Below are 23960 nucleotides of genomic sequence, written 5' to 3'. Positions count from 1 at the left end.
GAAAATGAAACACTGTGAAAAACAAAATGTCTGGGAGTGCATTGTAAGAGAAGCCCGTGAATCAGCGGAACAAGAGCCGATGCTGGCTAGCTTCTATCATGCCACCATAATTAATCATGAAAGCTTTGGAGCAGCGCTAAGCTACATCCTTGCTAACAAGCTAAAGACAGCGTCAATGCCGGCTATGGCTGTGCGTGAAGTGGTTGAGCAAGCGTTTAATGCTGACCCGAGCATTACCGACGCAGCGGCGTGTGACATTTGTGCAACAGTGAATCGAGATCCTGCGGTATCCATGTACTCAATGCCGCTTCTATACCTAAAAGGCTATCACGCCCTGCAAGGCTATCGAGTCGCAAACTGGCTCTGGTCTCAGGGGCGTAACGCTTTGGCGACGTACCTTCAAAACCAGATCTCAGTGGCGTGTCAGGTGGATATTCATCCGGCAGCGCGTATCGGCAAAGGCATCATGCTTGACCATGCGACGGGCATCGTTATTGGTGAAACGGCAGTGGTGGAGAATGATGTCTCTATCCTACAAAACGTTACACTGGGCGGTACGGGTAAAGAGTGTGGTGACCGACATCCTAAGATTCGCGAAGGCGTGATGATTGGTGCTGGTGCTAAGATCCTCGGCAATATCGAAGTGGGTAAAGGTGCCAAGATTGGCTCTTGCTCAGTGGTGCTTCAGCCTGTGCCTCCACATACAACAGCTGCGGGTGTACCCGCGAAAATTGTTGGTAGGCCTAAGACAGATAAGCCATCTCTGGACATGGACCAGCAGTTTAATGGTAAGTCACAGACCTTTATGGGCGGTGATGGTATCTAACCGATAACTGATGCAGAATGCTAAAAAGCCAAGGCAATGCCTTGGCTTTTTGTCTATTTGGCCAATGAAGGCAAATGCTTTCGCCTCACCGACAGTGCATACAAGTAGGCAAGCACACCACCAATGACATTACCCAAAGCCACACCAATAAACATCCCCTCGACACCATACAGCATGCTACCCAGAGCGGCGGCTGGAAGCGTAAACACAAACAGCCTCATGGCACTCCACATAAATGCTTTGTTGGGCTCATGCAGCGCATTCATTCCACTTCCAAGCATCATAATGATGCCCTGAAAGCCGTAGCTAAATGGCACGACGAGTAGGTAGTGCCAAAGGATATCTCGCACCGCTTGCTCTTGAGAGAACAACGCTGAGATTGGGATGCTGAGCGGCACCATCATTACAAAGACCAGCAATTGAAATAACAGCGAAAAGCGCATGCTGAGGAACAGTCCTGCAAAGCTGCGGTCGGCTTGCTTGGCGCCAAAGTTTTGCGACATAAATGGCGTTAGGGCTGAGCTGAGTGATATCAGAACTAATATAAGAATCGACTCAACACGCTGCGCTGCCCCATAGGCTGCCACGGCGGCCGTACCATGAACAGAGAGCATCTTCATTAAGATTGCCCCTGAGATGGGCGACATCGCCGTCGACAAACCAGAAGGCATGCCAATACGTAGAATCGCAATCCAATCTTGCCAAAGCTGCGAAGGTTTGAGCTGGCCAAGGAGTTTTTCTCGCTTGGTGAGTACATACAGCGAGCCAGTCAGCGCACCTAGCCAAGCGATACCACTCGCAATCGCCGCACCTTGAATGCCGAGCTCAGGGAATGGACCGATACCAAAAATCAGCAGTGGGTCGAGCAGGCCATTAATAAAGCCAGACAGCATCATGATCTTAGCTGGCGTTTTGGTATCGCCGGTGGCTCGAATGGCGCTGTTACCCGCCATAGGTATCACCAACAGTGGTACAGTGAAGTACCAGATCACCATGTACTCTCGGATCAGCGGGATAATGTCGTCGCTGGCACCCAGTAGTTTGAATAGTGGTTCTATGGTGTAAAGACCTAAGGTGGAGGCTAACATGACCAAAACCACGGCAAGCAACAAGCCATGGGTGGAGAAACGCGCCGCGTGCTGCGTATTGCCCTGACCCAGCAAGCGCCCGATATTGGTGGACAATCCCATACCAATGCCCATGGTGATGCAGTTAACGCCAAAGGTCACAGGAAAAGTAAAGCTGATGGCCGCGAGGGCTTCGGTGCCTAATAGCGAAATGAAGAAGGTGTCGACAAGGTTGAATGCCAGTATTGCCACCATGCCAAAGACCATAGGCACGGTCATATTTCTAAGCACTTTGGATATCGGCGCGGAGAGCAGGCCGTGTTTGTCTTGCATGGCATTCTAAGCTTGGTAAACAGGACGCTAGAATACAGTAATTAACCAGTTGGCGCGACAACCGACTCGCCGCAGCTTAGCTTTCCCATGCCAATCTTAAATTTCGTTATTTTTGTCACAATTTTTTGGCATCCTCCCCTTGGGATCGCCAAAAACGCCCCCAACATATTCAACACAAGGCCTTGAAGGCAACCCTATAAGCTAAATGGAAAATAATCAGGAGAATCGACCGATGAATATCCGTCCTCTACACGACCGAGTTATCGTTGAGCGCCAAGAAGTTGAATCTAAATCTGCTGGTGGCATCGTTTTAACTGGTTCTGCGGCAGAAAAATCAACACGTGGTACAGTTTTGGCTGTGGGCAAAGGCCGCATCCTAGAAAACGGTACGGTACAGCCGCTAGACGTGAAAGTAGGTGATACGGTGATCTTTGCTGAAGGCTACGGCACTAAGACAGAAAAGATCGACGGTAAAGAAGTTCTGATCATGTCTGAAAATGACATCATGGCTATCGTTGAATAATTAAGTAGACGTTGAGTAATTTTTTACTCTAAACAAGCTATCCACTGAATTTAGATAAGGAAATAACAATGGCTGCTAAAGACGTTAAGTTTGGTAACGACGCACGAGTTAAAATGCTAGAAGGTGTAAACGTTCTAGCGGATGCAGTAAAAGTAACATTAGGTCCTAAAGGCCGTAATGTAGTTCTAGACAAATCTTTCGGTGCACCAACTATCACTAAAGATGGTGTATCTGTAGCGCGCGAAATCGAGCTTGAAGACAAGTTCCAAAACATGGGCGCGCAAATGGTTAAAGAAGTAGCCTCTCAAGCGAACGATGCTGCTGGTGACGGTACAACAACGGCAACAGTTCTTGCACAGGCTATCGTAAACGAAGGCCTAAAAGCGGTTGCTGCTGGCATGAACCCAATGGATCTTAAGCGCGGTATCGACAAAGCTGTTGTTGCTGCGGTTGAAGAGCTAAAAGCGCTGTCTGTTCCTTGTGAAGACACTAAAGCGATTGCTCAGGTTGGTACTATTTCTGCGAACTCTGATGAGAGCGTAGGTAACATCATTGCTGAAGCAATGGAAAAAGTAGGTCGTGATGGTGTTATCACGGTTGAAGAAGGTCAGGCTCTACAAGACGAGCTAGACGTGGTTGAAGGTATGCAGTTCGACCGCGGTTACCTATCTCCGTACTTCATCAACAACCAAGAAGCAGGTTCTGTTGAGCTAGAGAGCCCATTCATCCTGCTTATCGACAAGAAAGTATCAAACATCCGTGAGCTACTTCCAACACTAGAAGCGGTTGCTAAAGCATCTCGTCCACTGCTTATCATTGCAGAAGACGTAGAAGGTGAAGCACTAGCAACGCTTGTTGTGAACAATATGCGCGGCATCGTGAAAGTAGCGGCTGTTAAAGCGCCTGGTTTCGGTGACCGTCGTAAGTCTATGCTTCAAGATATCGCAATCCTAACGGCTGGTACTGTGATCTCTGAAGAAGTCGGTCTAGACCTTGAGAAAGTGACGCTAGAAGACCTAGGTCAAGCGAAGCGCGTTTCTATCACTAAAGAAAACACGACTATCATCGATGGCGTGGGTGAAGAAGCAATGATTCAAGGCCGTGTAACTCAAATTCGTCAACAAATCGAAGAAGCGACGTCTGACTACGACAAAGAGAAACTTCAAGAGCGCGTAGCTAAGCTAGCTGGCGGTGTTGCGGTAATCAAAGTTGGCGCAGCAACTGAAGTTGAGATGAAAGAGAAGAAAGACCGCGTTGAAGATGCACTACACGCAACTCGCGCAGCGGTTGAAGAAGGTGTAGTAGCTGGTGGTGGTGTTGCACTTATCCGCGCGGCGTCAAAAGTGGCGGGTCTTGAAGGTGCTAACGAAGAGCAAAATGTGGGTATCCGCGTTGCACTTCGCGCTATGGAAGCGCCAATTCGTCAAATCACTGCAAACGCAGGTGACGAAGAGTCTGTGGTTGCAAACAACGTGAAAGCAGGCGAAGGCAGCTACGGCTACAACGCAGCAACAGGTGAGTACGGCGACATGATCGCAATGGGTATCCTAGATCCAACAAAAGTAACTCGCTCTGCACTTCAGTTCGCAGCATCGGTTGCAGGTCTTATGATCACAACAGAAGCGATGGTAACTGACGTACCTCAAAAAGACGCACCAGCAATGCCTGACATGGGCGGAATGGGCGGCATGCCAGGTATGATGTAATCCATCAGACGATTCTTACAAAGCCGAAGGGAAACCTTCGGCTTTTTTTATGTCCGTTCCATTATTGGTTAATGCTTAATCGTAAGTGTTAATGAATATGACATTTCCCTGACAATACCTATGGTTGCCGCCTCTAGCATCGTCTACACTTATCAGTTGATAACAATAATAGTCAGTGGAGACTAATATGAAAAAGGCAGTAGCAGTACTAGCAGTGGCAGCAGCAATGGCATCACCATTGGCGCTAGCAGAAAGCACCCCAGTGATGTTCTCATCACTAAACGGTTTCAACGCACCTGATGCAAATGCAGTTGGCGGTGTACGTCTTGCGGTTCTTCACGGTCAAGTGAACGAAGTTAAAGGTGTAGACTTCTCTGTACTAGGTATGTCTGAAACTCAGCGTACAACGGGTGTGAACTTCGGTCTATTCTTTGGTGCTTCTAAAGTAACGCAAGAAATGAAAGGTGCGTCTCTAGGTATCTTCAACTGGAACACAGGTAAAACGACAGGTGTTAACCTTGCAGCAGTGAACGTCACTAACGATGTGAAAGGTCTTAACTGGAGTGCGGTGAACTACTCTGAAGGCTATACAATGGCAGATGTTGGTATCGCAAGCTTCTCAAACAAGTCTAACTTCCAGTTTGGTCTTTTCAACAAGACAAATAACATTGACGGCGTACAGATCGGTCTTATCAACTGTGCGGACAACGGCTTCTTGAAGTGCTTCCCAATCATCAACTTTGCGAAGTAATTCAGACTCTGATTTAGAGCGTTAGAATTCGATAAAGCCCTGCATACGCAGGGCTTTTTACTTTCTCATTCGGTTGCGGTTTTGCATAGTTTGGTGAACGCCACGTCGCAGGCTCTTAAAGCTACTTTCAATCTTGTCCACCCCCAAAAGCACCGTTAAGGCGAGTACAGTTAGGATCACGGATTCTTTGTGATGCCCTAAACCAATCATCATACCTAAACCGGCGAGTACCCAAATCACAGCAGCAGAGGTCACCCCGTGTATCTTGCCGTCTTGCGTCATCATGACGCCGGCGCCAAGAAAACCGACACCTGTGATGATCTGTCCTAAGACTCGGGCTTGGTCCAATGTGTTGGGAGATAGAGACACGGCCATAGACATGAACAGGTAAGTCCCTGAGACGATTAAGATTGCAGTGCGAATGCCCACGGGTTTACCGCGAGTTTGGCGCTCAAGTCCCACCAAGGCACCATTGAGGACGCATGCTCCTAAGGCTTGCCATGAGAAAGGTCCCATATCGAGTAATTCTGTCAGTTCCACATTGCCTCCTAAAAAGCGCAGTATCTGACTAAAAGACCGCCTGATCGAACAAAATCATTTTGTCGAGACGGAAAAAATTACTCGAGATGCAGATCAAGCGGCGTTTTACTCGCCTTGCCGCCTTCTTCTCGCGTGAGCTTGGGAACAAGGTAGCCAGATACTCGAGTGATCAACCCTTGGATGATCGCTTTCGCTTGTTCATCACTGATGTAGAAATGCGCCGCACCTTGTACCTTATCGAGTACATGCAGGTAATAGGGCAGAATTCCTGCGCCAAACAGGGCGTGACTAAGCTCGAATTGAGCTTCCACGCTATCGTTGACCCCTCTGAGCAGTACACCTTGGTTGAGAAGTGTTGTACCGCTAGCTTTGATACGCGCCATCGCTAGCTTGAGCTCATTATCTATCTCGTTGACATGGTTGATATGAGTGACCAGCACAGTGTTGAGACGCGTATTTGCTAGCAAGTTACAAAGCTGAGCGGTAATTCGCGCTGGTATCACGACCGGAAGGCGAGAATGAATTCGAAGCGTTTTAAGGTGTGGGATCTGTTCAGCACGCTCAATCAGCCAAAGAAGTTCACTATCTTTGGCCATCAATGGATCGCCACCAGATAAGATGAGCTCATCAATCTCCGGCTTGTCAGCGATGTAGTCGAGTGCTTGTTGCCAGTTTGCTTTGCCGCCCTTATTTTCATCGTAGGGGAAATGGCGGCGAAAGCAGTAGCGACAGTTCACGGCGCAGCCACCTTTGACAATCAATAAAGCGCGATTGTGGTATTTGTGGAGCAGACCGGGTACAGCATTATCTTGCTCTTCGAGTGGGTCTTCTGAATAGCCATCGTGGACTTCAAACTCTTGGCTAAGAGGCAGCACCTGTCTAAGCAAAGGATCGTACGGGTTGCCTTTTTCCATGCGATCGACAAAGCTTTGAGGAACGCGCATGGGAAATAAGCGTCTTGCTTTGAGTCCGTTTTCCCAAGGGGTCGCCTCAATTTCTAACTGCTCAAGCAGTTTGTAAGGGTCTGAGATCGCATTCGATAGCTGTTTGAGCCAGTTTTGCTCAACAGAAACAAGATTTCGGGTTATGATAGGCGACATTAAATTTAACTCGAAGAACACTAAGAGGATACAATGGCTACTGTTAGCACCAATGAATTTAAAGGCGGTCTTAAACTAATGCTGGACAACGAGCCTTGCGTAATTCTAGAAAATGAATACGTGAAGCCAGGTAAAGGTCAAGCGTTCAACCGCGTTAAAATTCGTAAGCTACTGTCTGGTAAAGTTCTAGAGAAAACCTTCAAGTCTGGCGAAACTGTTGAAGTTGCTGACGTGATGGATATCGACCTAGATTACCTATACACAGATGGTGAATTCTACCACTTTATGAACAGCGAAACATTCGAACAAATCGCTGCAGACGTTAAAGCGGTTGGCGACAACGCGAAATGGTTGGTAGAAAACAACACTTGTATGATTACTCTCTGGAATGGTAACCCAATTACTGTGACTCCGCCTAACTTTGTTGAGCTAGAAGTAACAGAAACGGATCCAGGTCTGAAAGGTGATACACAAGGTACTGGTGGTAAGCCTGCAACACTAACAACTGGCGCTGTGGTACGTGTACCGCTATTTATCCAGATTGGTGAAGTGATCAAAGTTGATACTCGTACTGCGGAATACGTAGGTCGCGTTAAGTAATCAATAGAGATACTTAAGAATTTGAAAGGTCGCCCAAGGGCGTAATGCTTGTAAGTTAAGAAGCATCTAACACCTTTTAGAAGGTCTAGTCGCATAGCGACTGGGCCTTCTTTTTACTGCTCTTGGATAGCTTCTATCCCGCCTTTCTGGCAACGTAAAACTCTCAGCCATATCTAGGATATAGTTCATCACCTCCGGGATTCTTCCGGGTGCGACGGCAGGAAGGAGTTGTAACTGTCCTATTAAGAACAACGAGGCTTGTTTAAAGCCTATCTGGTAAGGCATTACCTTATTTTGGTCGTAGGCCATTTGGCACATCAAGAACCGCAGTAGGTTATAGGCCAACAGCATACCCCACAGTTCTTGTTCTATTAACTCGGGCTTTTTACTTCTTAGGGTCAGGTTGTTTTGGAGCATATATTGTTTCATTTCTCGATAGCCCAACTCTATCTCCCATCGATGGCTATATAGCTCCGAGATGTCTTTTCCTGGGTAGCGTAAAGGGTCAGTCATCGAGGTCAACAACCGTACCTCTTTACCCTTAATAGTCTTAGTTATCAATCGAGCTTCCAGTGTTTCCGGTGCGTCGTGCCACTTTTTCCTAGCTTGAGGGGATAGCTTTAATTCGACCAACTCTTGCCCACGCCCTAATTTGCGGAGCATTGTGTATTGGGCCCCTTTACGCATTGGAATAAGCCAATGTCTGTCTACCCCTGTTGTTTGCCAGCGGTGTAATAGACCTAGAGCATAAAAACCTCTATCGAAGATAGTTAGGCTATGGTCGGGAGAGTGAACGATGAGCTCCGTAGTTAAGTCCACTTCGCTCTTTGATGTGGAGTCGAAAGATGCACTATTCAGAAGATGACTTGTCAGTTCCATATGGCAGACCATTCGAACCTGAGGGTATTCGGACGAGCATTTTTGATTCCGAGTTCGACTGAAGCGTTCGTCATTGTCTTTAGTATCAGGAGTTCGCCAGACTACACCGTCGACCGCATGCAGTGTTAAACCATGCCAGTCTGGATGGGGCGTTTTGTCATTCCAGAGCTTCTGCGTTTGAGTAAAAACCGATTTCATGACATCGGAGCCCAGCCTTTGTCTTGCTTGGATTACTGCACTCGGAGCAACAAATGGCTTCTTACCTGGGAGAAGAATATCCAGCTTCGAGACGACTTTCTCCATGGACAAATGGCGATACAAAGACATCCCAACAACACTCCAAACCATCATTTCCATTGGCAATCTTCGTCTACGAATAGTCGTAATCCCTGTATCTTCCAAACATTGGGAAATGAGTTCTGGCGAAAGCAGATCAGATAAACCCGAAAGTTGCTCTGCAGAGAATTGATGAACTTGGTTAAGAGCCTGTCTTAAAAACATAAAAAAATCCGAGTGCATTGAATACACTCGGATTTTGACACTTTGAATGGATCGTTCAACCGATCATTTAGTTGTTAACTGATCGGCATTACGCCCAAGGGCGACCTTTTTTGTATTGGCAACTGAGCGCTGACTATTTGAGTTTTGGGGGGATTACTCTTCTGGTCGCCAGCTCAGAGCACTGGCGACGGTGCCTAATGCCAAGGTGTCCATTTCTGCTTCTGGTAATCCAGAGAGGGTTTGCAGTGTGATACTGCCATTAGTTTGCGCCGCAGCAACCTCTACGCTGCCACGACTAAAGCTATAACCAAGTGGATTATCAACGCTCATCATTAGACCTTCACCATCGTGTACCGAAGCGACATTGAAATGTGTGCTGCCAAGGCGGATAAAACCGTGCTCTTTTTTTGCGGTAGAGAGACTGATCGCTTCAGACTTGCGTTCCATCTTATACTCGCCAATGTTAGCCCCTTGCTCACTGATTTGGCAGATGTACGGGTCATTGCCACCAAATGAGAAGCTACCAATATCAACACTGGTACCACCGCCACTACAAACTAGGGTCCAGGTTTCGCCGTTATCATTGCGTGTGACTTCAGCGACCATTTCACCATCTTTAGTATTGATGGTGTTGAACCAAGAACTGGTTGATGCGCTACGGGAGTACTTACCGTGGTAGCGTCCCGCGATATCGAAGGTGCCTTCTGGGCCAAATCCCCAGAAAGATCCGTCGGTCTTGAGCAGTAGCTCAGGCTGTGCAGCCACCGCTTCCGATTTTTTCATCATGACAGTAGAACCGCACCCAAACAGCGCACTGGAAATCAGTAGTGCGCAAATAGACTTTTTCATTGTTACATCTCTTGTTGTTATAAATCGCTGATGATTTTATCGATAGAGTGTCGGTAACAATGTATGGGTATGTACACGCGCCTACCGTGTCACACGAATGTTCACTGAGTCCATATGGCGTCTACTGGCTCGCAACTTTCTCAATTGCTAATTACTTCGGCCATTCCTTGTTATATAAGCGAATTATTCGATTTTTACATCAGTTAACATTTTGATACATTAATTGTGTTGTCAATTGGTTGCATATTTTGAAGTCAAATTTTCGCAACGACAACAAACAGGAGATACACATGGAAAGTCGTGGAATAGGAGAGAGTCTGAAGATAACTGAACGTCGTAAATGGCTACACAATGGGATCAAAGCCATGGTCTATGCACTGCCGATTCTGGCAGTGGGGCTAACGGTGAACAGTTCCGTGTTAATGACGGATGCAGGTTACAGCTACGTCCATCAGAATAACCTAACGGGCGAGTTGGATGTCTTTACAGAGCCGGGGATTCATTTTCGAATGCCGTTCCTATCAAAGATCACTAAGTATGATCAAGTCATCACGGTCTCTTTTGGCAATAGCATCGAAGAGAACTTGTATCAGCGACTTCAAGCACAAGATCCGGTTCAGGTGAGATTTGCCGATACCTACATAGGTCAAATACCGGTCACATTTCGCTTTAAGCTGAGTAACGATCCGGAAGCAATGAAGAAAATGCACCGAGAATTTCGAAATAACAGCAACTTAATTGATGCGCTTCTGGTCAAAAATGCGCGCAATGTAACCGTGATAACCGCGACCCAATACACGGGTGAAGAGTTTTTCCAAGGTGGTCTCAACCAGTTCAAGTCTAAGCTTGGCGATCAGTTGCGTGAAGGTATTTACCTGACAGAGCGTAGACAGGTTGAAGTGGAGGAGATGGATCTGGCTCCTGTTGGGGTAGATCAATCGAATGCCAATCAATTGCAGAGAACTAAACAGTTAGTCTGGAAAACGGTGCCCGTTGCAGACTCTACGGGTCAGCCGATACGTCAAGATAACCCGTTGCAGCAATACGGTATTCAGGTAACTCAGGTTACGATTGGTGACCCACAACCGGAAAAGCAGCTTGATCAGTTACTTGCCGACAAAAAGCGTTTGGTTGCCGATCGTATTCGCGCAATCCAAGAGCAAGAAACGTCAAAGGCTCAAGCCGAAACGGAGCAACTGCGTAAAGAGATCCAACGTACGCGTGAAGTTCAAGATGCGCAGCGTCAGAAAGAGTTGGCGATCATTTCGCAGCAAAAAGAAGTTGAAGTTGCTAGACAAATTGCCGAGCGGGAAATCGTAGAAGTTGAGAAAACTAAGCGTCTGGCTGAGGTAGATAAAGAGAAAGAGCTAGCCATTGCAGAGGCTAACCTAGCGATTCAAAAAGCCAATGCGTTGTCAGCAGAGTTTGAAGCTAAGGCGATTTTGGAGAAAGGTCGCGCAGAAGCGGAGGTACTGAAAGCAAAATACGCCGCGTTGGGGGCCAATCACGAGGTGTACCTGGCTGAGCTCAATCGAGATGTGGCGAATTCGCTCTACAACAACTTAACTAACTTCCAGGTGCAAATGCCGCAAAACTACATTGGTGGTGGACAAGAGCAAGGTTTGACGACCAACCTAGATGTGATTACCGGTTTTGGCGCTCTAGGGCTGATGAACCAGACTAAGCAATTGGCCGCTGAGCAGTAGTCTTAACGCAAGACATAAAAAAGGCCGATGAGCTTAACTGCTCATCGACCTTTTCTTCACTGAGCGATTAGATCATGAAAATGAAGATAATCGACAGTGCACTGATAAGCGCTGCAAAGAAGTAACAAGCAATCTTGCCAACCACACCCGCATGGATCTTAAGGTCGTGCATGCCATGATGTAGGCGGTGCATTGCATGCCACATTGGCAGTGCTAGGGTAGCGATAATAAACAGCGCACCGATGATGCTGGTAGCAAAATCAGCCACACGCTCATAGCTCATCGCCTCTGGGCTGATAATGCCCATTGGTACTAAGATGCCTAGCACAAGTACCGTCACAGGGGTGATCATGGCAAACCATGTACCACCGGCACCAAACAGTCCCCACCATACTGGTTCGTCAGAGCGTTTTGGGTTTTGATTAATCACGATTCACTCCTTATACAATGATGAGAACAACTAGTGAGATAGCCGCAACCGCCGCCCACTGAGCAAGAACAATGGTCTTCTTCTCAACTGGCTTGCCTTTCAGTTTGATTGGCATTACCTGCGGCATCATGCTGAAGAAGGTTTGCGCGTGGAACAGGCTTCCCGCAAGCGCCACGATGTTGATCGCGATAACCACTGGGTTAGCCATAAAGTCTAGCCAGCCTTGCCAAGCTTCTGGGCCTTTCACTAGCGAACCTAGACCAAATGTCAGGAAGATAGTGAAGAGGATCAGTGGCAGTACAGTGGCTTCACGTAGCATGTAGAAGCGATAAAATGGGTGATCTTTCCACCAAGTTCGCTTCATTTCACGAACATAAGGTTTTCTGTTACTCATTCTATGCCTCCTGTGGTTTTAGCATGGCAATAACGAAGTCTTGTGAAGACGCCACTTTGCCTTGGTTTACTGCCGCGGCAGGGTCAACGTTCTTCGGACAAACCTCAGAGCAGTAGCCCACAAACGTACAGCCCCATGCACCGTTCTCACCGTTGATCATCTTCATACGTTCAGCCGCACCATTGTCACGGCTGTCGAGGTTATAACGATGTGCCAGTGTCAGTGCCGCAGGACCGATGAACTCAGGGTTTAGACCAAACTGAGGACATGCCGCGTAGCAAAGACCACAGTTGATACAACCAGCAAATTGCTTGTATTTCGCCATTTGATCAGGTGTTTGGATGTTAGTGCCATCTTCTGGCTTACGGTCGTTACCAATGATGTATGGCTTGATGGCTTCTAGGCGCTCGATAAACGGCGTCATGTCGACAATCAAGTCTTTCTCGATTGGGAAGTTCGCAAGAGGCTCAATCTTCAGACCATTTTGATGATCACGAAGGAAGCTCTTACATGCCAGTTTTGGCACGCCGTTCACCATGATGCCGCAAGAGCCACAAATCGCCATACGACAAGACCAGCGGTAAGACAGATCTTTGTCTAGGTGGTCTTTGATGTAACCAATCGCATCGAGCACAGACATGGTCTCATCGAACGGTACTTCGAAGGTTTGGAAATACGGCTCTGCGTCTTTCTCTGGGTCGTAGCGCAGGATTTCCACTTTCTGAATACGGTTTGCTGACATTATGCTTGCTCCTCCGCATTTTGATCTTTGTTGGCTTGCTTCGCCGCTTCTTCTGCTGCCGCTTTTTCAGCGGCTTCACCGTATAGACGCGCTTTAGGCTGCGACTTAGTGATGGTGACGTTGCTGTAGTCAATGCTTGGTGCACTGTCTTCATTAAAGAAAGCTAGCGAGTGTTTTAGGTAGTTCTCATCATCACGTTCAGTACAACCGTCATCAAGACGCTGGTGCGCACCACGAGACTCTTTACGCAAGATTGCAGAGTGAACCATGGCTTCCGCAACTTCTAGGCCGTAACCCACTTCAATGGCGTACAGAAGGTCTGTGTTGAACACTTTGCCTTTGTCTTTGATGCTGATTTTCTTATAGCGCTGTTTAAGCTCGGCAATCTTCTCAAGTGTCGCTTGCATTAGATCTTCTTGGCGGTAGATACCGCAGCCTGCTTCCATGGTGTGACCCATTTCAGTGCGGATTTCAGCCCAGTTTTCATCGCCTTCTTGATTCATTAGCGCTGCAATGCGTGCTTCTACTGCCTTCACTTGCTCTTCGATAGCGCTGTCATCCCAGCCCTTGAACGCTTTAGCGCGCTCAACCGCTTGCTCACCAGCAACACGGCCGAAGACCACAAACTCAGCGAGAGAGTTAGAACCTAGGCGGTTTGCACCGTGAAGACCGACAGACGCACACTCACCCACAGCGAATAGACCTTGGATACGAGTTTCACAAGTTCCGTTGGTTTCGATACCACCCATGGTGTAGTGCACGGTTGGACGAATTGGGATTGGCTCTTTTGCAGGGTCAACGTTGACGTACGCTTTTGCGAGCTCACAGATAAACGGTAGACGCTCTTGCAGATACTCTTCACCAAGGTGGCGAAGATCAAGGTGAACCACATCGCCCAGTGGGTGCTTGATGGTGTTGCCTTTTTGCTGCTCATGCCAGAATGCTTGAGAAACCTTGTCACGAGGACCGAGTTCCATGTATTTGTTTTTCGGCTCGCCAACCGGTGTTTCAGGGCCCATGCCATAGTCTTGTAGGTAACGGTAGCCGTTCTTGTTGACGATGATACCGCCTTCACCACGACAACCTTCGGTCATTAGAATGCCGGTACCAGGCAGACCTGTTGGGTGGTATTGAACAAACTCCATATCACGCAGTGGAACGCCGTGACGATACGCCATCGCCATGCCGTCGCCAGTCACGATGCCGCCGTTCGTATTACAGTGATACACACGACCCGCGCCGCCGGTTGCTAGGACAACTGATTTTGCCTTGATAGTGACCAGTTCACCTTCAGACATATGAATTGCAATCAGGCCCTGAACCTCGCCTTCAACCACAAGTAGGTCTACCACAAAGTACTCATCAAATCGTTTGATTTGCTCGTACTTCATCGACGTTTGGAACAGCGTATGTAGCATATGGAAGCCGGTTTTATCCGCCGCAAACCATGTGCGTTCTACCTTCATACCACCGAAACGACGGACGTTCACTTCACCGTTTTCTTTACGGCTCCATGGACAACCCCATTGCTCCATCTGGATCATTTCACGTGTGGCATTTTCAACGAAATATTCAACAACATCCTGTTCACAAAGCCAGTCACCACCGCCAACGGTATCGTTGAAGTGGTTATCTAGGCTATCTTCATCCTTAATTACAGCCGCAGAACCACCTTCAGCCGCCACGGTATGTGAACGCATAGGGTAGACTTTAGAGATCAGAGCTACTTCCATTTCTGGGTTAGCTTCTGCTGCTGCAATGGCAGTACGAAGACCAGCGCCGCCTGCGCCGATGACTGCGATATCTGTGGTAATTGTTTTCACAGTTATCCTCCAGTGTGTAAGAGCGAGTTTTGCTCGCGAGTTATAGTTAAAGACTTGAAAGCTTTTTTATTTAGGAAATCAGTGTAGATAAGCGAGATGGCAAAAAAATTGACTGAGTTAGGTTTTTGCTTCGGTAATGCACTGCGAGGCATAGTATTTCTATGATGTGTGATTAATATCACTTGTGATTGAGAACTTTTGAGTGCGCACTTACAATAATTAATAACATTAACTAATGAGCATGATAATGATTACCAACCAGTGGCAGCCCACAGCCTCTATGGCTTTACTTAAAAAGCGTGCCGAGCTGATACAGGCGATTCGTAGCTTCTTTCTGTCAAGAGAGGTAATGGAAGTCGATACCCCTGCAATGAGCCATGCAACGGTGACCGATGTGCATTTGCATACCTTTAAAACCGAGTTTGTTGGCCCGGGCTACGCGGATGGACGTCAGCTTTACTTTATGACGAGCCCTGAATTTCATATGAAGCGATTACTCGCTGCTGGCAGTGGATCGATTTATCAGATTAACAAAGCTTTTCGCAACGAAGAGAGTGGGCGTTACCACAATCCTGAGTTCACTATGCTCGAATGGTATCGTGTGGGGTTTGATCATCATCAGTTAATGGATGAGATGGACGACTTACTCATGATGGTACTTAACTGTGCTAAAGCCGAGCGTATGACCTATCAACAGGCGTTTATTTCACAGCTTGGCGTCTGCCCTCTAACTGCCGATATGTCATCTCTGAAAGAGGCTGCGGCTCCTTTGGGGCTGAGTGATATTGCTGATCAAGAAGAAGATCGCGATACCTTGCTTCAATTGCTCTTTAGTATGGGAGTTGAAACGAAAATCGGTAAACAAGTCCCCGCGTTCGTTTACGACTTTCCCGCATCGCAAGCGGCGCTCGCTAAGGTGAACCCAAATGACGAACGTGTCGCGGATCGCTTTGAGGTGTATTTTAAGGGAATCGAACTAGCCAATGGTTTTCATGAGCTGGATAACCCGGATGAACAATTGGCGCGCTTTAAAGACGATAACCGAAAGCGCGAGAAGATGGGGCTTGCACCTCAACCCATTGATTATCACTTGATTGAAGCGCTGAAATCAGGTCTGCCCGCATGTGCTGGTGTGGCATTAGGTATTGATAGACTGATTATGTTGGCCCTAGGGGCGACTCATATTGATGAGGTTGTGGCGTTTCCATTTCCTCGAGCTTAACTAACTGGGCTAGCTGACTAAAATGCTGGTACCTGCGACGGCAAGGGCGGCACCCAGCCAAGCGTATTTGTTTGGTCTCTGCTTGGTATAAATCCACAGTAGCGGCAGAACCATAATGGGTGTGGTCGATGACAGTAAGGCGACCATTCCCACATTCCCCGTTTGCAATGCAAACAGAATCAACGTCATCCCAACAGCCATGGCTAAGAAGCCATTCAGCGCTGTAATGCCAAAGATAGACCAGTTGATAGGGTTGAGGCTTTTGGCGTGTCTGGCACCTGTAAATAGGAACAGACTGTGAGCGATGAATGCTGTGATCATGCGAATAGCAGAAGCGGCGACAGGGTCAATCTCGGTCTGCATGACAGGCTTGGCAATAATGCCACCTAATGCTTGACACAGTGCCGCGGTAATACCGAGTCCAACGCCAAACCAAACATTACCTTTGATGGTTTCAAGCTCGGATGCTTTGTTGTTTTGTGAGCCAATCTGTTTGTTAGAGCTCTTACGACCAAAGAAAATCGCTGTGGCGACACCAGAGAACACCAGAGCGGAACCAAGCAGTTCGAGTGGTGACATAGTTTCTGAGAACAAGAAGTAGCCTAGTACCGCTGAAAATACTGCATGACAGGAGAACAGAAGCCCAGCCTGCCTCGGTCCCATTCGATTTAAGCAAGCAAACAGAGCGGTATCACCGATAAAGATACCGATAAGACCAGACAGCATCATTGGGGTGATGTGTACCGACTCGACGCTTGTCCAGCCACCTGTTATCGCCGCCATCGAAGAGAGTATGAATGCGGTACAGCCCATTCTCCAACGGCTATAAGAAAACGAACCAAGGTGTTTAGCTGGCTTGACTGAAATAATACTTGAGACCGCCCACAAAAATGCGGCGATAAGAGCCAGCCATTCAAATCCCATTGCTATCCCTAGTGCATGTTTGATACCCGACGACGCGGGCATAAGTGATTAATTAATGATTTAACTAGGTTTTACTATGAGGTGTGAGAAAGTGCAATTGAAATCCTCTCACGTTAGCGAGAGGACTTCTGGTTTGAATGTAGCGGGATGCCTAGGTCAGGATTAGCATTGCCGCGTAGACGATAAGCAGGCCAATGATACCGATGATAAGCCCTGTCTTCGCCATGTCTTTACTCTCAATAAGCCCTGTCGAATAGGCGAGAGAGTTAGGCGGTGTCGAAACTGGTAATATCATGCCAAGTGATGCGGAGAATGCGACCACAACGAGTAAACCTTGCAAGCCACCAATTGCTGCTAAGCTTTCCATTGATGCCCCAATCGCTGCGGCAATCGGCATGAGCAAGTTAGCGGTTGCGGTATTAGACATGAAGTTTGCCATTAACCAGCAGACTACAGACAAGGTAATCACTACGGCAAATGGAGACAAAGATTCATAATCGATGGCATGAGCGAGCGCTTCTGCGAGTCCCGTTTTATCCAAACCAATACCGATCGCAATACCACCCGCAACTAGCCAGAGTACATCCCAGTTAATCAGCTTGAGTTCCTCTTTGCCCATGATGCCCGTCAGGGTGAACACGGCGAGCGGAATAATGGATACGACATAGGTGTTCATACCGTGAAGCTTAGTGGTCATCCACAGCAAAATAGTCGCTGCAAATGTGGCATACACGACCATGGCTCGCCAATTGCGTTGGAATTTGCCTTCGAGCTTGAGCACCATCTTTCCTTCTGAGGATGGAAATAGCTTTTGCAGTAGGAACCAAGCGATAGTGAGTTGGATGATCACGAAGGGGAGACCCATCATCATCCATTGCAAGAAGTCGATCGTGTTCTCACCAGTTAAGTATTGCAAGGCGATAGCGTTAGGTGGTGTGCCTATTGGCGTTGCAATGCCACCAGTATTGGCGGCAATCGGAATACAGAGGACCAGCGCCTTGATGCCTAGGTCCCCTTTAGGGGCGGAGGCGACGATGGGGCCAAGCAGAGCCAGCATCATGACGGTCGTTGCCGTGTTAGACATAAACATCGAGAACACGGCAGTAATCAGCATCAATCCAAGCATGATGAATTTGGGTTGGTCACCAAAAGGGCGTAAAAGCACTCGGGCTAAGTTGTTGTCCAATTCATATTTGGAAGCCGCAATAGCCAGAGCAAAACCACCCATGAAGAGGATGATTATCGGCGAAGAAAATGCGCTAAAGATATCGGTATACACCAATAACTCACCAATATCGTGACCGGCTGGTGGTGTACGGAATAGATGTAGCCCTTTATCTGAAATCATCACGAGCTCAAGCGCAATAATCAGAATGGAGGTAGCAAAAACAGGGACAGGCTCCAGTACCCAAAGTAGGGCTGCGAGCAAGAATATTGCCAACAGACGGTGTTGGATCAACGTGAGGTCATCGATTGGAATCCAATCAATTGGCATCATTAAGACGCCAAGGGGCACTAAGAAGCAGATCAGCAGCCTGATTAGTGTCCCGCGATTCATCTTCGGCATAGGCGCGGCACCAGGGTTAAAAGTTAGACTGCCACCTAGGTTAAAATATAAACGTCGTTTGGTCTTAGACTGGCGTTAAAGTTTTGAAAAGTCGAGGGAAGATTTGAATGGTGTTTTGCTTTGTATCAAAAATCGCGTCGGTATTTGAGCAAGGAAAGCGGCGGGTAGCACGATCTTTTTGCCAATAAAAACGGCGCCTTAGCGCCGTTTTATGTTGTTTTCTAACCCTAAACCACCTTCTAGGAAGGTGGTGATCGTCCATTAGGGCTTTGCCCGAAGGACGCTCATGTTCAAGATATCCAAGTTTGTAACCAGCAAATCAAGGAGAAAAAGAACATGAGCAGATATGAATCCGTTTCGCACGTATATTACAGGTGCCAGTACCACATAGTTTGGACGCCGAAGTACCGACTCAAAATACTCAAGGGTAACTTGGGCAAAGAGCTGTACCGAAGTATCTATATCTACAGCAACATGAAAAACTGCAAGGTTGTAGAGTTGAACGTTCAAGTAGATCACGTCCACTTAGTTGTGAGAATGCCACCAAGTTTGAGTATTTCAAAGTATATGGGATTTGTTAAAGGACGGACAGCGATAAGGCTGTTCAACAAATTTCCGTATTTAAGAAAGCAAAGTTATGGGGCAATAAGTTTTGGCAGCGTGGCTATTTTGTTGATTCGGTAGGAATGAACGAGGAAATAATCCGAAGATATGTCAGGCATCAAGATCGTGTGGGAAAGGAAGAAGAAGAGCGTCAGATGCATCTAGGGTTGAGTAACTAAAAGTTAGCCCCCTTCTAGGGGGCCATTCAAAGCCACCTGCTCAGCAGGTGGATTTTTACTAAGCTTCGCTTTCTGACTCGCTATCAGAATCAGTTTCAGCTTCTGGTTTCACTGCGTGTGCGTAAGGTGTGCCCATTACCGTCGGCGTATTGTTGGCCATAGTCTCATCAAAACGAATGGCGTCTTTAGCAAACAGGTTGATGACGGTAGAGCCAAGCTTGAAGCGGCCCATTTCCTCGCCTTTCTTGAGTACAACCGCTTTGTCGCCTTCAGCAGGGTAGTCCCAAGTGTAAACGGTATTACCACGTGGTGGCGTTACCGTACCGGCCCAGATGAGCTCGATAGCACCTACGATGGTTGCTCCAACCAGTACTTGTGCCATAGGACCAAACTCGGTATCGAAGATACATACCACTCGCTCATTGCGAGCAAACAGATTGGGTACGTTCTCAGCCGTTAGTGGGTTTACAGAGAACAAGTCGCCTGGCACGTAAATCATCTGGCGCAGCGTACCGTCACATGGCATGTGAACACGGTGGTAATCGCGAGGCGATAAGTACAGAGTCGCAAACTCACCTTCAGCGAACTCGGCTGCAAGCTCTGGGTTGCCACCTAGTAGTTCTTGAGCGGTGTAGTCATGGTTTTTCGCTTGGATAAGCTTACCGTCGGTGATAGGTCCAAACTGGCTCACACACGCATCCGCTGGGTGAGCGATCACTGACTCGCCCTCGGCGATAGGACGCATACCCGGCTTTAACTCACGAACAAAAAACTCGTTAAACGTTTTGAAGTGCTTTGGATCGCTGTGCAGCGCTTCATCCATGTTGACGTTATATTGCTTGATAAACCAACGAATGATCGCTGTTGTTAGACCGCCAGCTTTTGCTGATGCCAGCTTACCTACTAGGCGCGTTAGCCCGTGTTGAGGTATCCAGTATTGCAGTCCAACTTTAATCTTATCCATTGTCTAAAATTCCAACGTTAATTGATTGATATTACTTCAGGGCGCGAGATACTAATGGAAATCGCTTCAAATGTCAGCAAATTGTGACAAGTACACGGACAGAGTGTTAAACCAGTCCGAGTCTTATCGTGAATTACAGATCGGCTTTCTTGTTCCGTGAGTACTGACGGTTGGCTTTGCCTTCTGCCATACTATCAATGATGCGGTGATAGTTATCAAATCGAACCGGATCGATTTTTCCATCTTCCACTGCTTCACGCAAAATACAGCCAGGGTCGTCTAAGTGTTTGCAATCGCGGAACTTACATCCACCCAGATAAGGTCTGAATTCAACAAAGGCTTCCGTGACTTCGCTTGGCTCTAAGTGCCACAAACCAAACTCACGAACCCCTGGAGAATCGATCAAATCACCACCGGAAGGGAAGTGATAAAGTCTAGCGGCTGTCGTGGTGTGCTGACCTAGGCCTGAGTTTTCAGAAACCGCGCCTTCTTCCACATCAAGCTCTGGCATGAGTGCGTTGACCAAGCTAGATTTACCTACGCCAGACTGACCAACGAAGATGTTGATTTTGTCTTTGAGGTGAGCTTCAAGCTCCGCAATGCCTTCACCAGATTCTTTACTGACGAGTAGCACCTTGTAGCCGATGTTTTTATACACTTCCAACAGCTGGTAAAACTCGTCGCGACTCTCTTCTGGAAGTAGGTCAATCTTGTTTAGCACGACTAATGGAGCAATCTGAAGTGTTTCCGAGGCGATAAGGTAGCGGTCGATGATATTCAGTGAAAGCTCTGGTACTACTGCTGACACAATAACCATTTGATCAACGTTAGCGGCGACGGGCTTGAGGCCGTCGTAGTAATCTGGGCGCGTCAGCATCGAGCTTCTTGGTTCAACGGCCTCGACGACACCTGAGATGCCGTGCATGGATTCGAGACCAATGCGCCATTTCACGCGGTCGCCAGACACCAAGGATTCAATGCCACGACGCAAGTTGCAGCGATGGATTTCTTTGGTTTCAAGATCTTCGATATCAGCATGTTGACCGAATCGAGTGATCACTAGCCCCTGCTTGACATTGCCAAGCATGGTCTCATCCCACTGGATGGTTTCTTCTTTTGCTAGTTTCTTCTTTTGGTTGCTGCGTACACGACGCACTTGACCTTTGGTCAGTTTTTTCTTTTTCGCCACGATATTTCATTGATGCGATTCGCATCAAACCATTTTGGTTACTGAATTTAATTTCGGTATAGTACCTCTTTTGACAGAAAACAAATAGACGAGGGCGTTATGTCTTTCAGCGATGACAATTTGATCTGGGTTGATCTGGAGATGACCGGGCTGGATCCTGAGACACACAAAATCATCGAGATCGCGAGCATTGTGACCGATAGTGAGTTGAATATCTTGGCTGAAGGACCGGTAATCGCCATCCATCAACCAGAAAGTGAACTAGCGAAGATGGATGACTGGTGCACCAATACTCACACAGCAAGTGGGTTGGTGGCTCGTGTTCAAGCAAGCGACCACGATGAGGAGAGTGCGATCCGTGAAACTATCGCGTTTTTGGAAAAGTGGGTACCAAAAGGTAAGTCGCCTATTTGCGGCAACAGTATCGGTCAAGATCGTCGTTTCTTGTATAAACACATGCCAGAACTTGAAGAGTACTTCCATTACCGTTACGTCGATGTCAGCACGATTAAAGAGCTGACCCGTCGCTGGAAGCCTGAGGTGCTTGATGGCTTTACTAAACAGGGTACGCACCTAGCGCTTGATGATATTCGAGAATCGATCGCTGAGCTTAAGTTCTATCGTGAAACCATTTTCACTATTTGATCGTTGAATACTTGTTAAAAACAATGACTTTGGGCTGCGAAAGATAAGAAGTTATCGCAAAATTGTGTGCTTTTTCATCAAACGGGAAAAAAGATCATTTTTTTGCTGATAAGGACTTGCATCACAAAAAAATGCTCTTATAATTCGCAGCCCTGAACGACGAAAGACGTTCAATGCGACACTAGCTCAGTTGGTAGAGCGCAACCTTGCCAAGGTTGAGGTCACGAGTTCGAACCTCGTGTGTCGCTCCAGTTTGATAGGCGCTTTCATCATGCCTTAAATGATGATTACGGACGCGGGGTGGAGCAGCTTGGTAGCTCGTCGGGCTCATAACCCGAAGGTCGTCGGTTCAAATCCGGCCCCCGCAACCAATTCTCTTTATGAGAACATGCGACACTAGCTCAGTTGGTAGAGCGCAACCTTGCCAAGGTTGAGGTCACGAGTTCGAACCTCGTGTGTCGCTCCAAATTGATAGCTGTCATCGTGCTTAACGGTGAGACAATACGGACGCGGGGTGGAGCAGCTTGGTAGCTCGTCGGGCTCATAACCCGAAGGTCGTCGGTTCAAATCCGGCCCCCGCAACCAATTCTCTTATGAGAACATGCGACACTAGCTCAGTTGGTAGAGCGCAACCTTGCCAAGGTTGAGGTCACGAGTTCGAACCTCGTGTGTCGCTCCAAATTGATAGCTGTCATCGTGCTTAACGGTGAGACAATACGGACGCGGGGTGGAGCAGCTTGGTAGCTCGTCGGGCTCATAACCCGAAGGTCGTCGGTTCAAATCCGGCCCCCGCAACCAATTCTCTTATGAGAACATGCGACACTAGCTCAGTTGGTAGAGCGCAACCTTGCCAAGGTTGAGGTCACGAGTTCGAACCTCGTGTGTCGCTCCAAATTGATAGCTGTCATCGTGCTTAACGGTGAGACAATACGGACGCGGGGTGGAGCAGCTTGGTAGCTCGTCGGGCTCATAACCCGAAGGTCGTCGGTTCAAATCCGGCCCCCGCAACCAATTCTCTTATGAGAACATGCGACACTAGCTCAGTTGGTAGAGCGCAACCTTGCCAAGGTTGAGGTCACGAGTTCGAACCTCGTGTGTCGCTCCAAATTGATAGCTGTCATCGTGCTTAACGGTGAGACAATACGGACGCGGGGTGGAGCAGCTTGGTAGCTCGTCGGGCTCATAACCCGAAGGTCGTCGGTTCAAATCCGGCCCCCGCAACCAATTCTCTTATGAGAACATGCGACACTAGCTCAGTTGGTAGAGCGCAACCTTGCCAAGGTTGAGGTCACGAGTTCGAACCTCGTGTGTCGCTCCAAATAAATAGTCTTCATCGTACTTAACGGTGACAAAATGCGACACTAGCTCAGTTGGTAGAGCGCAACCTTGCCAAGGTTGAGGTCACGAGTTCGAACCTCGTGTGTCGCTCCAAATTCAGGAAAGACGAAGCAGCACACGAGGAACCTCGTGCCCAAGCTGGTCGCGTCGCTCCAATTTTATAGCTCTCATTGTGCTTAACAATGACAAAATGCGACACTAGCTCAGTTGGTAGAGCGCAACCTTGCCAAGGTTGAGGTCACGAGTTCGAACCTCGTGTGTCGCTCCAATAGATAGTCTTCATCGTACTTAACGGTGACAAAATGCGGCACTAGCTCTATTAACAGAGTGTTTCTAACCACGGTTGACGGACACGCCTATTAGGCTTGAACCTCGCGCCCTGGTCGGTCACGTCGCCCCATTTCTCCCCCGAAATGGTTTAAGACGCGGTTATAACAAAGTTGAGAAACTTAGTCCCACAACCGCACGCTCTTTCCTAATGCTGAGAAGCATCACTCCCTAAAATTTAACGCTTATTAGTTTTCGATTTGTACTGATTACGTCATCGAAAATATTGCTG

21 protein-coding genes, 13 tRNA genes and 1 pseudogene are annotated in these 23960 nt (G+C 47.8%); 22 read left to right on the top strand and 13 right to left on the bottom strand.

The features are described from left to right. The first annotated feature begins 4 nt into the window (after nt 1-4). On the top strand, nt 5-826 hold the full coding sequence (gene cysE / locus AC6I8U_RS15140; RefSeq protein ID WP_042478859.1) for a serine O-acetyltransferase: 822 nt from the start codon (nt 5-7) through the stop codon (nt 824-826). A gap of 53 nt (nt 827-879) precedes the next feature. Here cysE and AC6I8U_RS15135 read toward each other — a convergent pair whose 3' ends face one another. Continuing rightward, nucleotides 880-2226 carry an MATE family efflux transporter gene (locus AC6I8U_RS15135; RefSeq protein ID WP_234494679.1) on the bottom strand — a complete coding sequence of 449 codons (1347 nt, stop codon included), beginning with the start codon at nt 2224-2226 and terminating at the stop codon, nt 880-882. A 232-nt stretch (nt 2227-2458) separates the two neighbouring features. On the opposite strand from AC6I8U_RS15135, the gene AC6I8U_RS15130 reads away from it, so the two are divergent. The 3 genes from AC6I8U_RS15130 to AC6I8U_RS15120 all read left to right on the top strand — a co-directional run bounded on the left by AC6I8U_RS15130 (nt 2459) and on the right by AC6I8U_RS15120 (nt 5206). Beyond that, entirely contained in the window at nt 2459-2749 is a 291-nt protein-coding gene (locus AC6I8U_RS15130; RefSeq protein ID WP_031493033.1) for a co-chaperone GroES, read from the top strand. A 68-nt stretch (nt 2750-2817) separates the two neighbouring features. Beyond that, nucleotides 2818-4455: a chaperonin GroEL gene (gene groL, locus AC6I8U_RS15125; RefSeq protein ID WP_234494677.1), complete on the top strand. Its 1638-nt coding sequence runs from the start codon at nt 2818-2820 to the stop codon at nt 4453-4455. A gap of 187 nt (nt 4456-4642) precedes the next feature. Then, nucleotides 4643-5206, top strand: coding sequence for a VC2662 family protein (locus AC6I8U_RS15120; protein WP_234494676.1), 564 nt, complete (start codon nt 4643-4645; stop codon nt 5204-5206). 57 nt (nt 5207-5263) lie between these two features. Here AC6I8U_RS15120 and AC6I8U_RS15115 read toward each other — a convergent pair whose 3' ends face one another. Continuing rightward, a complete protein-coding gene (locus tag AC6I8U_RS15115; RefSeq protein WP_042478882.1) occupies nt 5264-5722 on the bottom strand; it encodes an MgtC/SapB family protein in 459 nt (152 codons plus the stop codon). 101 nt (nt 5723-5823) lie between these two features. Next, the gene (gene epmB, locus AC6I8U_RS15110) at nt 5824-6846 is read right to left on the bottom strand and encodes an EF-P beta-lysylation protein EpmB (RefSeq protein WP_498017276.1); all 1023 of its coding nucleotides are present in this window, start codon (nt 6844-6846) and stop codon (nt 5824-5826) included. 33 nt (nt 6847-6879) lie between these two features. On the opposite strand from epmB, the gene efp reads away from it, so the two are divergent. Beyond that, complete coding sequence (gene efp / locus AC6I8U_RS15105) at nt 6880-7446, top strand: elongation factor P (RefSeq protein WP_042478865.1); 567 nt, start codon at nt 6880-6882, stop codon at nt 7444-7446. Nucleotides 7447-7512: 66 nt separating this feature from the next. Here the strand turns inward: efp and AC6I8U_RS15100 are convergent, their stop codons facing one another. Continuing rightward, complete coding sequence (locus tag AC6I8U_RS15100) at nt 7513-8826, bottom strand: IS4 family transposase (RefSeq protein ID WP_498017197.1); 1314 nt, start codon at nt 8824-8826, stop codon at nt 7513-7515. Between the two features lie 153 nt (nt 8827-8979). Next, nucleotides 8980-9675, bottom strand: a complete 696-nt coding sequence (locus AC6I8U_RS15095; protein WP_252013160.1) for a VV20781 family protein — start codon at nt 9673-9675, stop codon at nt 8980-8982. A 290-nt stretch (nt 9676-9965) separates the two neighbouring features. Between AC6I8U_RS15095 and AC6I8U_RS15090 the strand changes: the two genes are divergently transcribed. Then, a complete protein-coding gene (locus AC6I8U_RS15090; protein ID WP_446569839.1) occupies nt 9966-11381 on the top strand; it encodes an SPFH domain-containing protein in 1416 nt (471 codons plus the stop codon). Between the two features lie 67 nt (nt 11382-11448). Here the strand turns inward: AC6I8U_RS15090 and frdD are convergent, their stop codons facing one another. The 4 genes from frdD to frdA are packed head-to-tail and all read right to left on the bottom strand — an operon-like array spanning nt 11449 to nt 14770. Then, nucleotides 11449-11811 (bottom strand): fumarate reductase subunit FrdD, encoded by a 363-nt coding sequence (gene frdD, locus AC6I8U_RS15085; RefSeq protein WP_394154060.1) that lies wholly within the window; start codon nt 11809-11811, stop codon nt 11449-11451. Between the two features lie 10 nt (nt 11812-11821). Continuing rightward, a complete protein-coding gene (frdC, locus tag AC6I8U_RS15080) occupies nt 11822-12205 on the bottom strand; it encodes a fumarate reductase subunit FrdC (RefSeq protein ID WP_234494670.1) in 384 nt (127 codons plus the stop codon). A 1-nt stretch (nt 12206) separates the two neighbouring features. Next, the gene (locus AC6I8U_RS15075; RefSeq protein WP_498017275.1) at nt 12207-12947 is read right to left on the bottom strand and encodes a succinate dehydrogenase/fumarate reductase iron-sulfur subunit; all 741 of its coding nucleotides are present in this window, start codon (nt 12945-12947) and stop codon (nt 12207-12209) included. Next, a complete protein-coding gene (frdA, locus tag AC6I8U_RS15070) occupies nt 12947-14770 on the bottom strand; it encodes a fumarate reductase (quinol) flavoprotein subunit (RefSeq protein ID WP_498017274.1) in 1824 nt (607 codons plus the stop codon). The genes AC6I8U_RS15075 and frdA overlap by 1 nt, the downstream gene beginning before the upstream one ends. Nucleotides 14771-15020: 250 nt before the next feature. Between frdA and epmA the strand changes: the two genes are divergently transcribed. After that, entirely contained in the window at nt 15021-15992 is a 972-nt protein-coding gene (gene epmA / locus AC6I8U_RS15065) for an elongation factor P--(R)-beta-lysine ligase (RefSeq protein WP_498018377.1), read from the top strand. A gap of 9 nt (nt 15993-16001) precedes the next feature. Here epmA and AC6I8U_RS15060 read toward each other — a convergent pair whose 3' ends face one another. Then, nucleotides 16002-16916, bottom strand: coding sequence for a DMT family transporter (locus tag AC6I8U_RS15060; protein ID WP_498017273.1), 915 nt, complete (start codon nt 16914-16916; stop codon nt 16002-16004). 151 nt (nt 16917-17067) lie between these two features. Next, the gene (locus AC6I8U_RS15055) at nt 17068-18483 is read right to left on the bottom strand and encodes an SLC13 family permease (protein WP_498017272.1); all 1416 of its coding nucleotides are present in this window, start codon (nt 18481-18483) and stop codon (nt 17068-17070) included. A 336-nt stretch (nt 18484-18819) separates the two neighbouring features. Here AC6I8U_RS15055 and tnpA point away from each other — a divergent pair. Then, a pseudogene (gene tnpA / locus AC6I8U_RS15050) lies at nt 18820-19265 on the top strand (IS200/IS605 family transposase). Nucleotides 19266-19323: 58 nt separating this feature from the next. On the opposite strand, the gene asd reads toward tnpA, so the two are convergent. After that, a complete protein-coding gene (gene asd, locus AC6I8U_RS15045) occupies nt 19324-20229 on the bottom strand; it encodes an archaetidylserine decarboxylase (RefSeq protein ID WP_498017271.1) in 906 nt (301 codons plus the stop codon). Nucleotides 20230-20362: 133 nt separating this feature from the next. Continuing rightward, the gene (gene rsgA / locus AC6I8U_RS15040; RefSeq protein ID WP_234494664.1) at nt 20363-21418 is read right to left on the bottom strand and encodes a small ribosomal subunit biogenesis GTPase RsgA; all 1056 of its coding nucleotides are present in this window, start codon (nt 21416-21418) and stop codon (nt 20363-20365) included. Nucleotides 21419-21517: 99 nt separating this feature from the next. On the opposite strand from rsgA, the gene orn reads away from it, so the two are divergent. From orn to AC6I8U_RS14970, 14 genes are all read left to right on the top strand, one after another. Further along, complete coding sequence (gene orn, locus AC6I8U_RS15035; RefSeq protein WP_042478877.1) at nt 21518-22063, top strand: oligoribonuclease; 546 nt, start codon at nt 21518-21520, stop codon at nt 22061-22063. Nucleotides 22064-22238: 175 nt separating this feature from the next. Beyond that, a tRNA-Gly gene (locus tag AC6I8U_RS15030) sits at nt 22239-22314 on the top strand. A 43-nt stretch (nt 22315-22357) separates the two neighbouring features. Beyond that, nucleotides 22358-22434, top strand: a tRNA-Met gene (locus AC6I8U_RS15025). A gap of 19 nt (nt 22435-22453) precedes the next feature. Continuing rightward, a tRNA-Gly gene (locus tag AC6I8U_RS15020) sits at nt 22454-22529 on the top strand. A gap of 42 nt (nt 22530-22571) precedes the next feature. After that, nucleotides 22572-22648, top strand: a tRNA-Met gene (locus AC6I8U_RS15015). Between the two features lie 18 nt (nt 22649-22666). Further along, nucleotides 22667-22742, top strand: a tRNA-Gly gene (locus AC6I8U_RS15010). Between the two features lie 42 nt (nt 22743-22784). Further along, nucleotides 22785-22861 (top strand) — tRNA-Met (locus AC6I8U_RS15005). Between the two features lie 18 nt (nt 22862-22879). Continuing rightward, a tRNA-Gly gene (locus AC6I8U_RS15000) sits at nt 22880-22955 on the top strand. A gap of 42 nt (nt 22956-22997) precedes the next feature. After that, nucleotides 22998-23074: transfer RNA gene (locus tag AC6I8U_RS14995), tRNA-Met, on the top strand. 18 nt (nt 23075-23092) lie between these two features. Beyond that, nucleotides 23093-23168: transfer RNA gene (locus AC6I8U_RS14990), tRNA-Gly, on the top strand. Nucleotides 23169-23210: 42 nt separating this feature from the next. Next, nucleotides 23211-23287: transfer RNA gene (locus tag AC6I8U_RS14985), tRNA-Met, on the top strand. 18 nt (nt 23288-23305) lie between these two features. After that, nucleotides 23306-23381 (top strand) — tRNA-Gly (locus AC6I8U_RS14980). Nucleotides 23382-23418: 37 nt separating this feature from the next. Beyond that, nucleotides 23419-23494, top strand: a tRNA-Gly gene (locus AC6I8U_RS14975). A 99-nt stretch (nt 23495-23593) separates the two neighbouring features. After that, nucleotides 23594-23669 (top strand) — tRNA-Gly (locus AC6I8U_RS14970). The last annotated feature ends 291 nt before the right edge of the window (nt 23670-23960 follow it).

The organism is Vibrio sp. KUL80, from assembly GCF_059725495.1.
The sequence above is the reverse complement of the archived record's forward strand: the minus strand, read 5'-3'. Positions and strand labels throughout refer to the sequence as shown.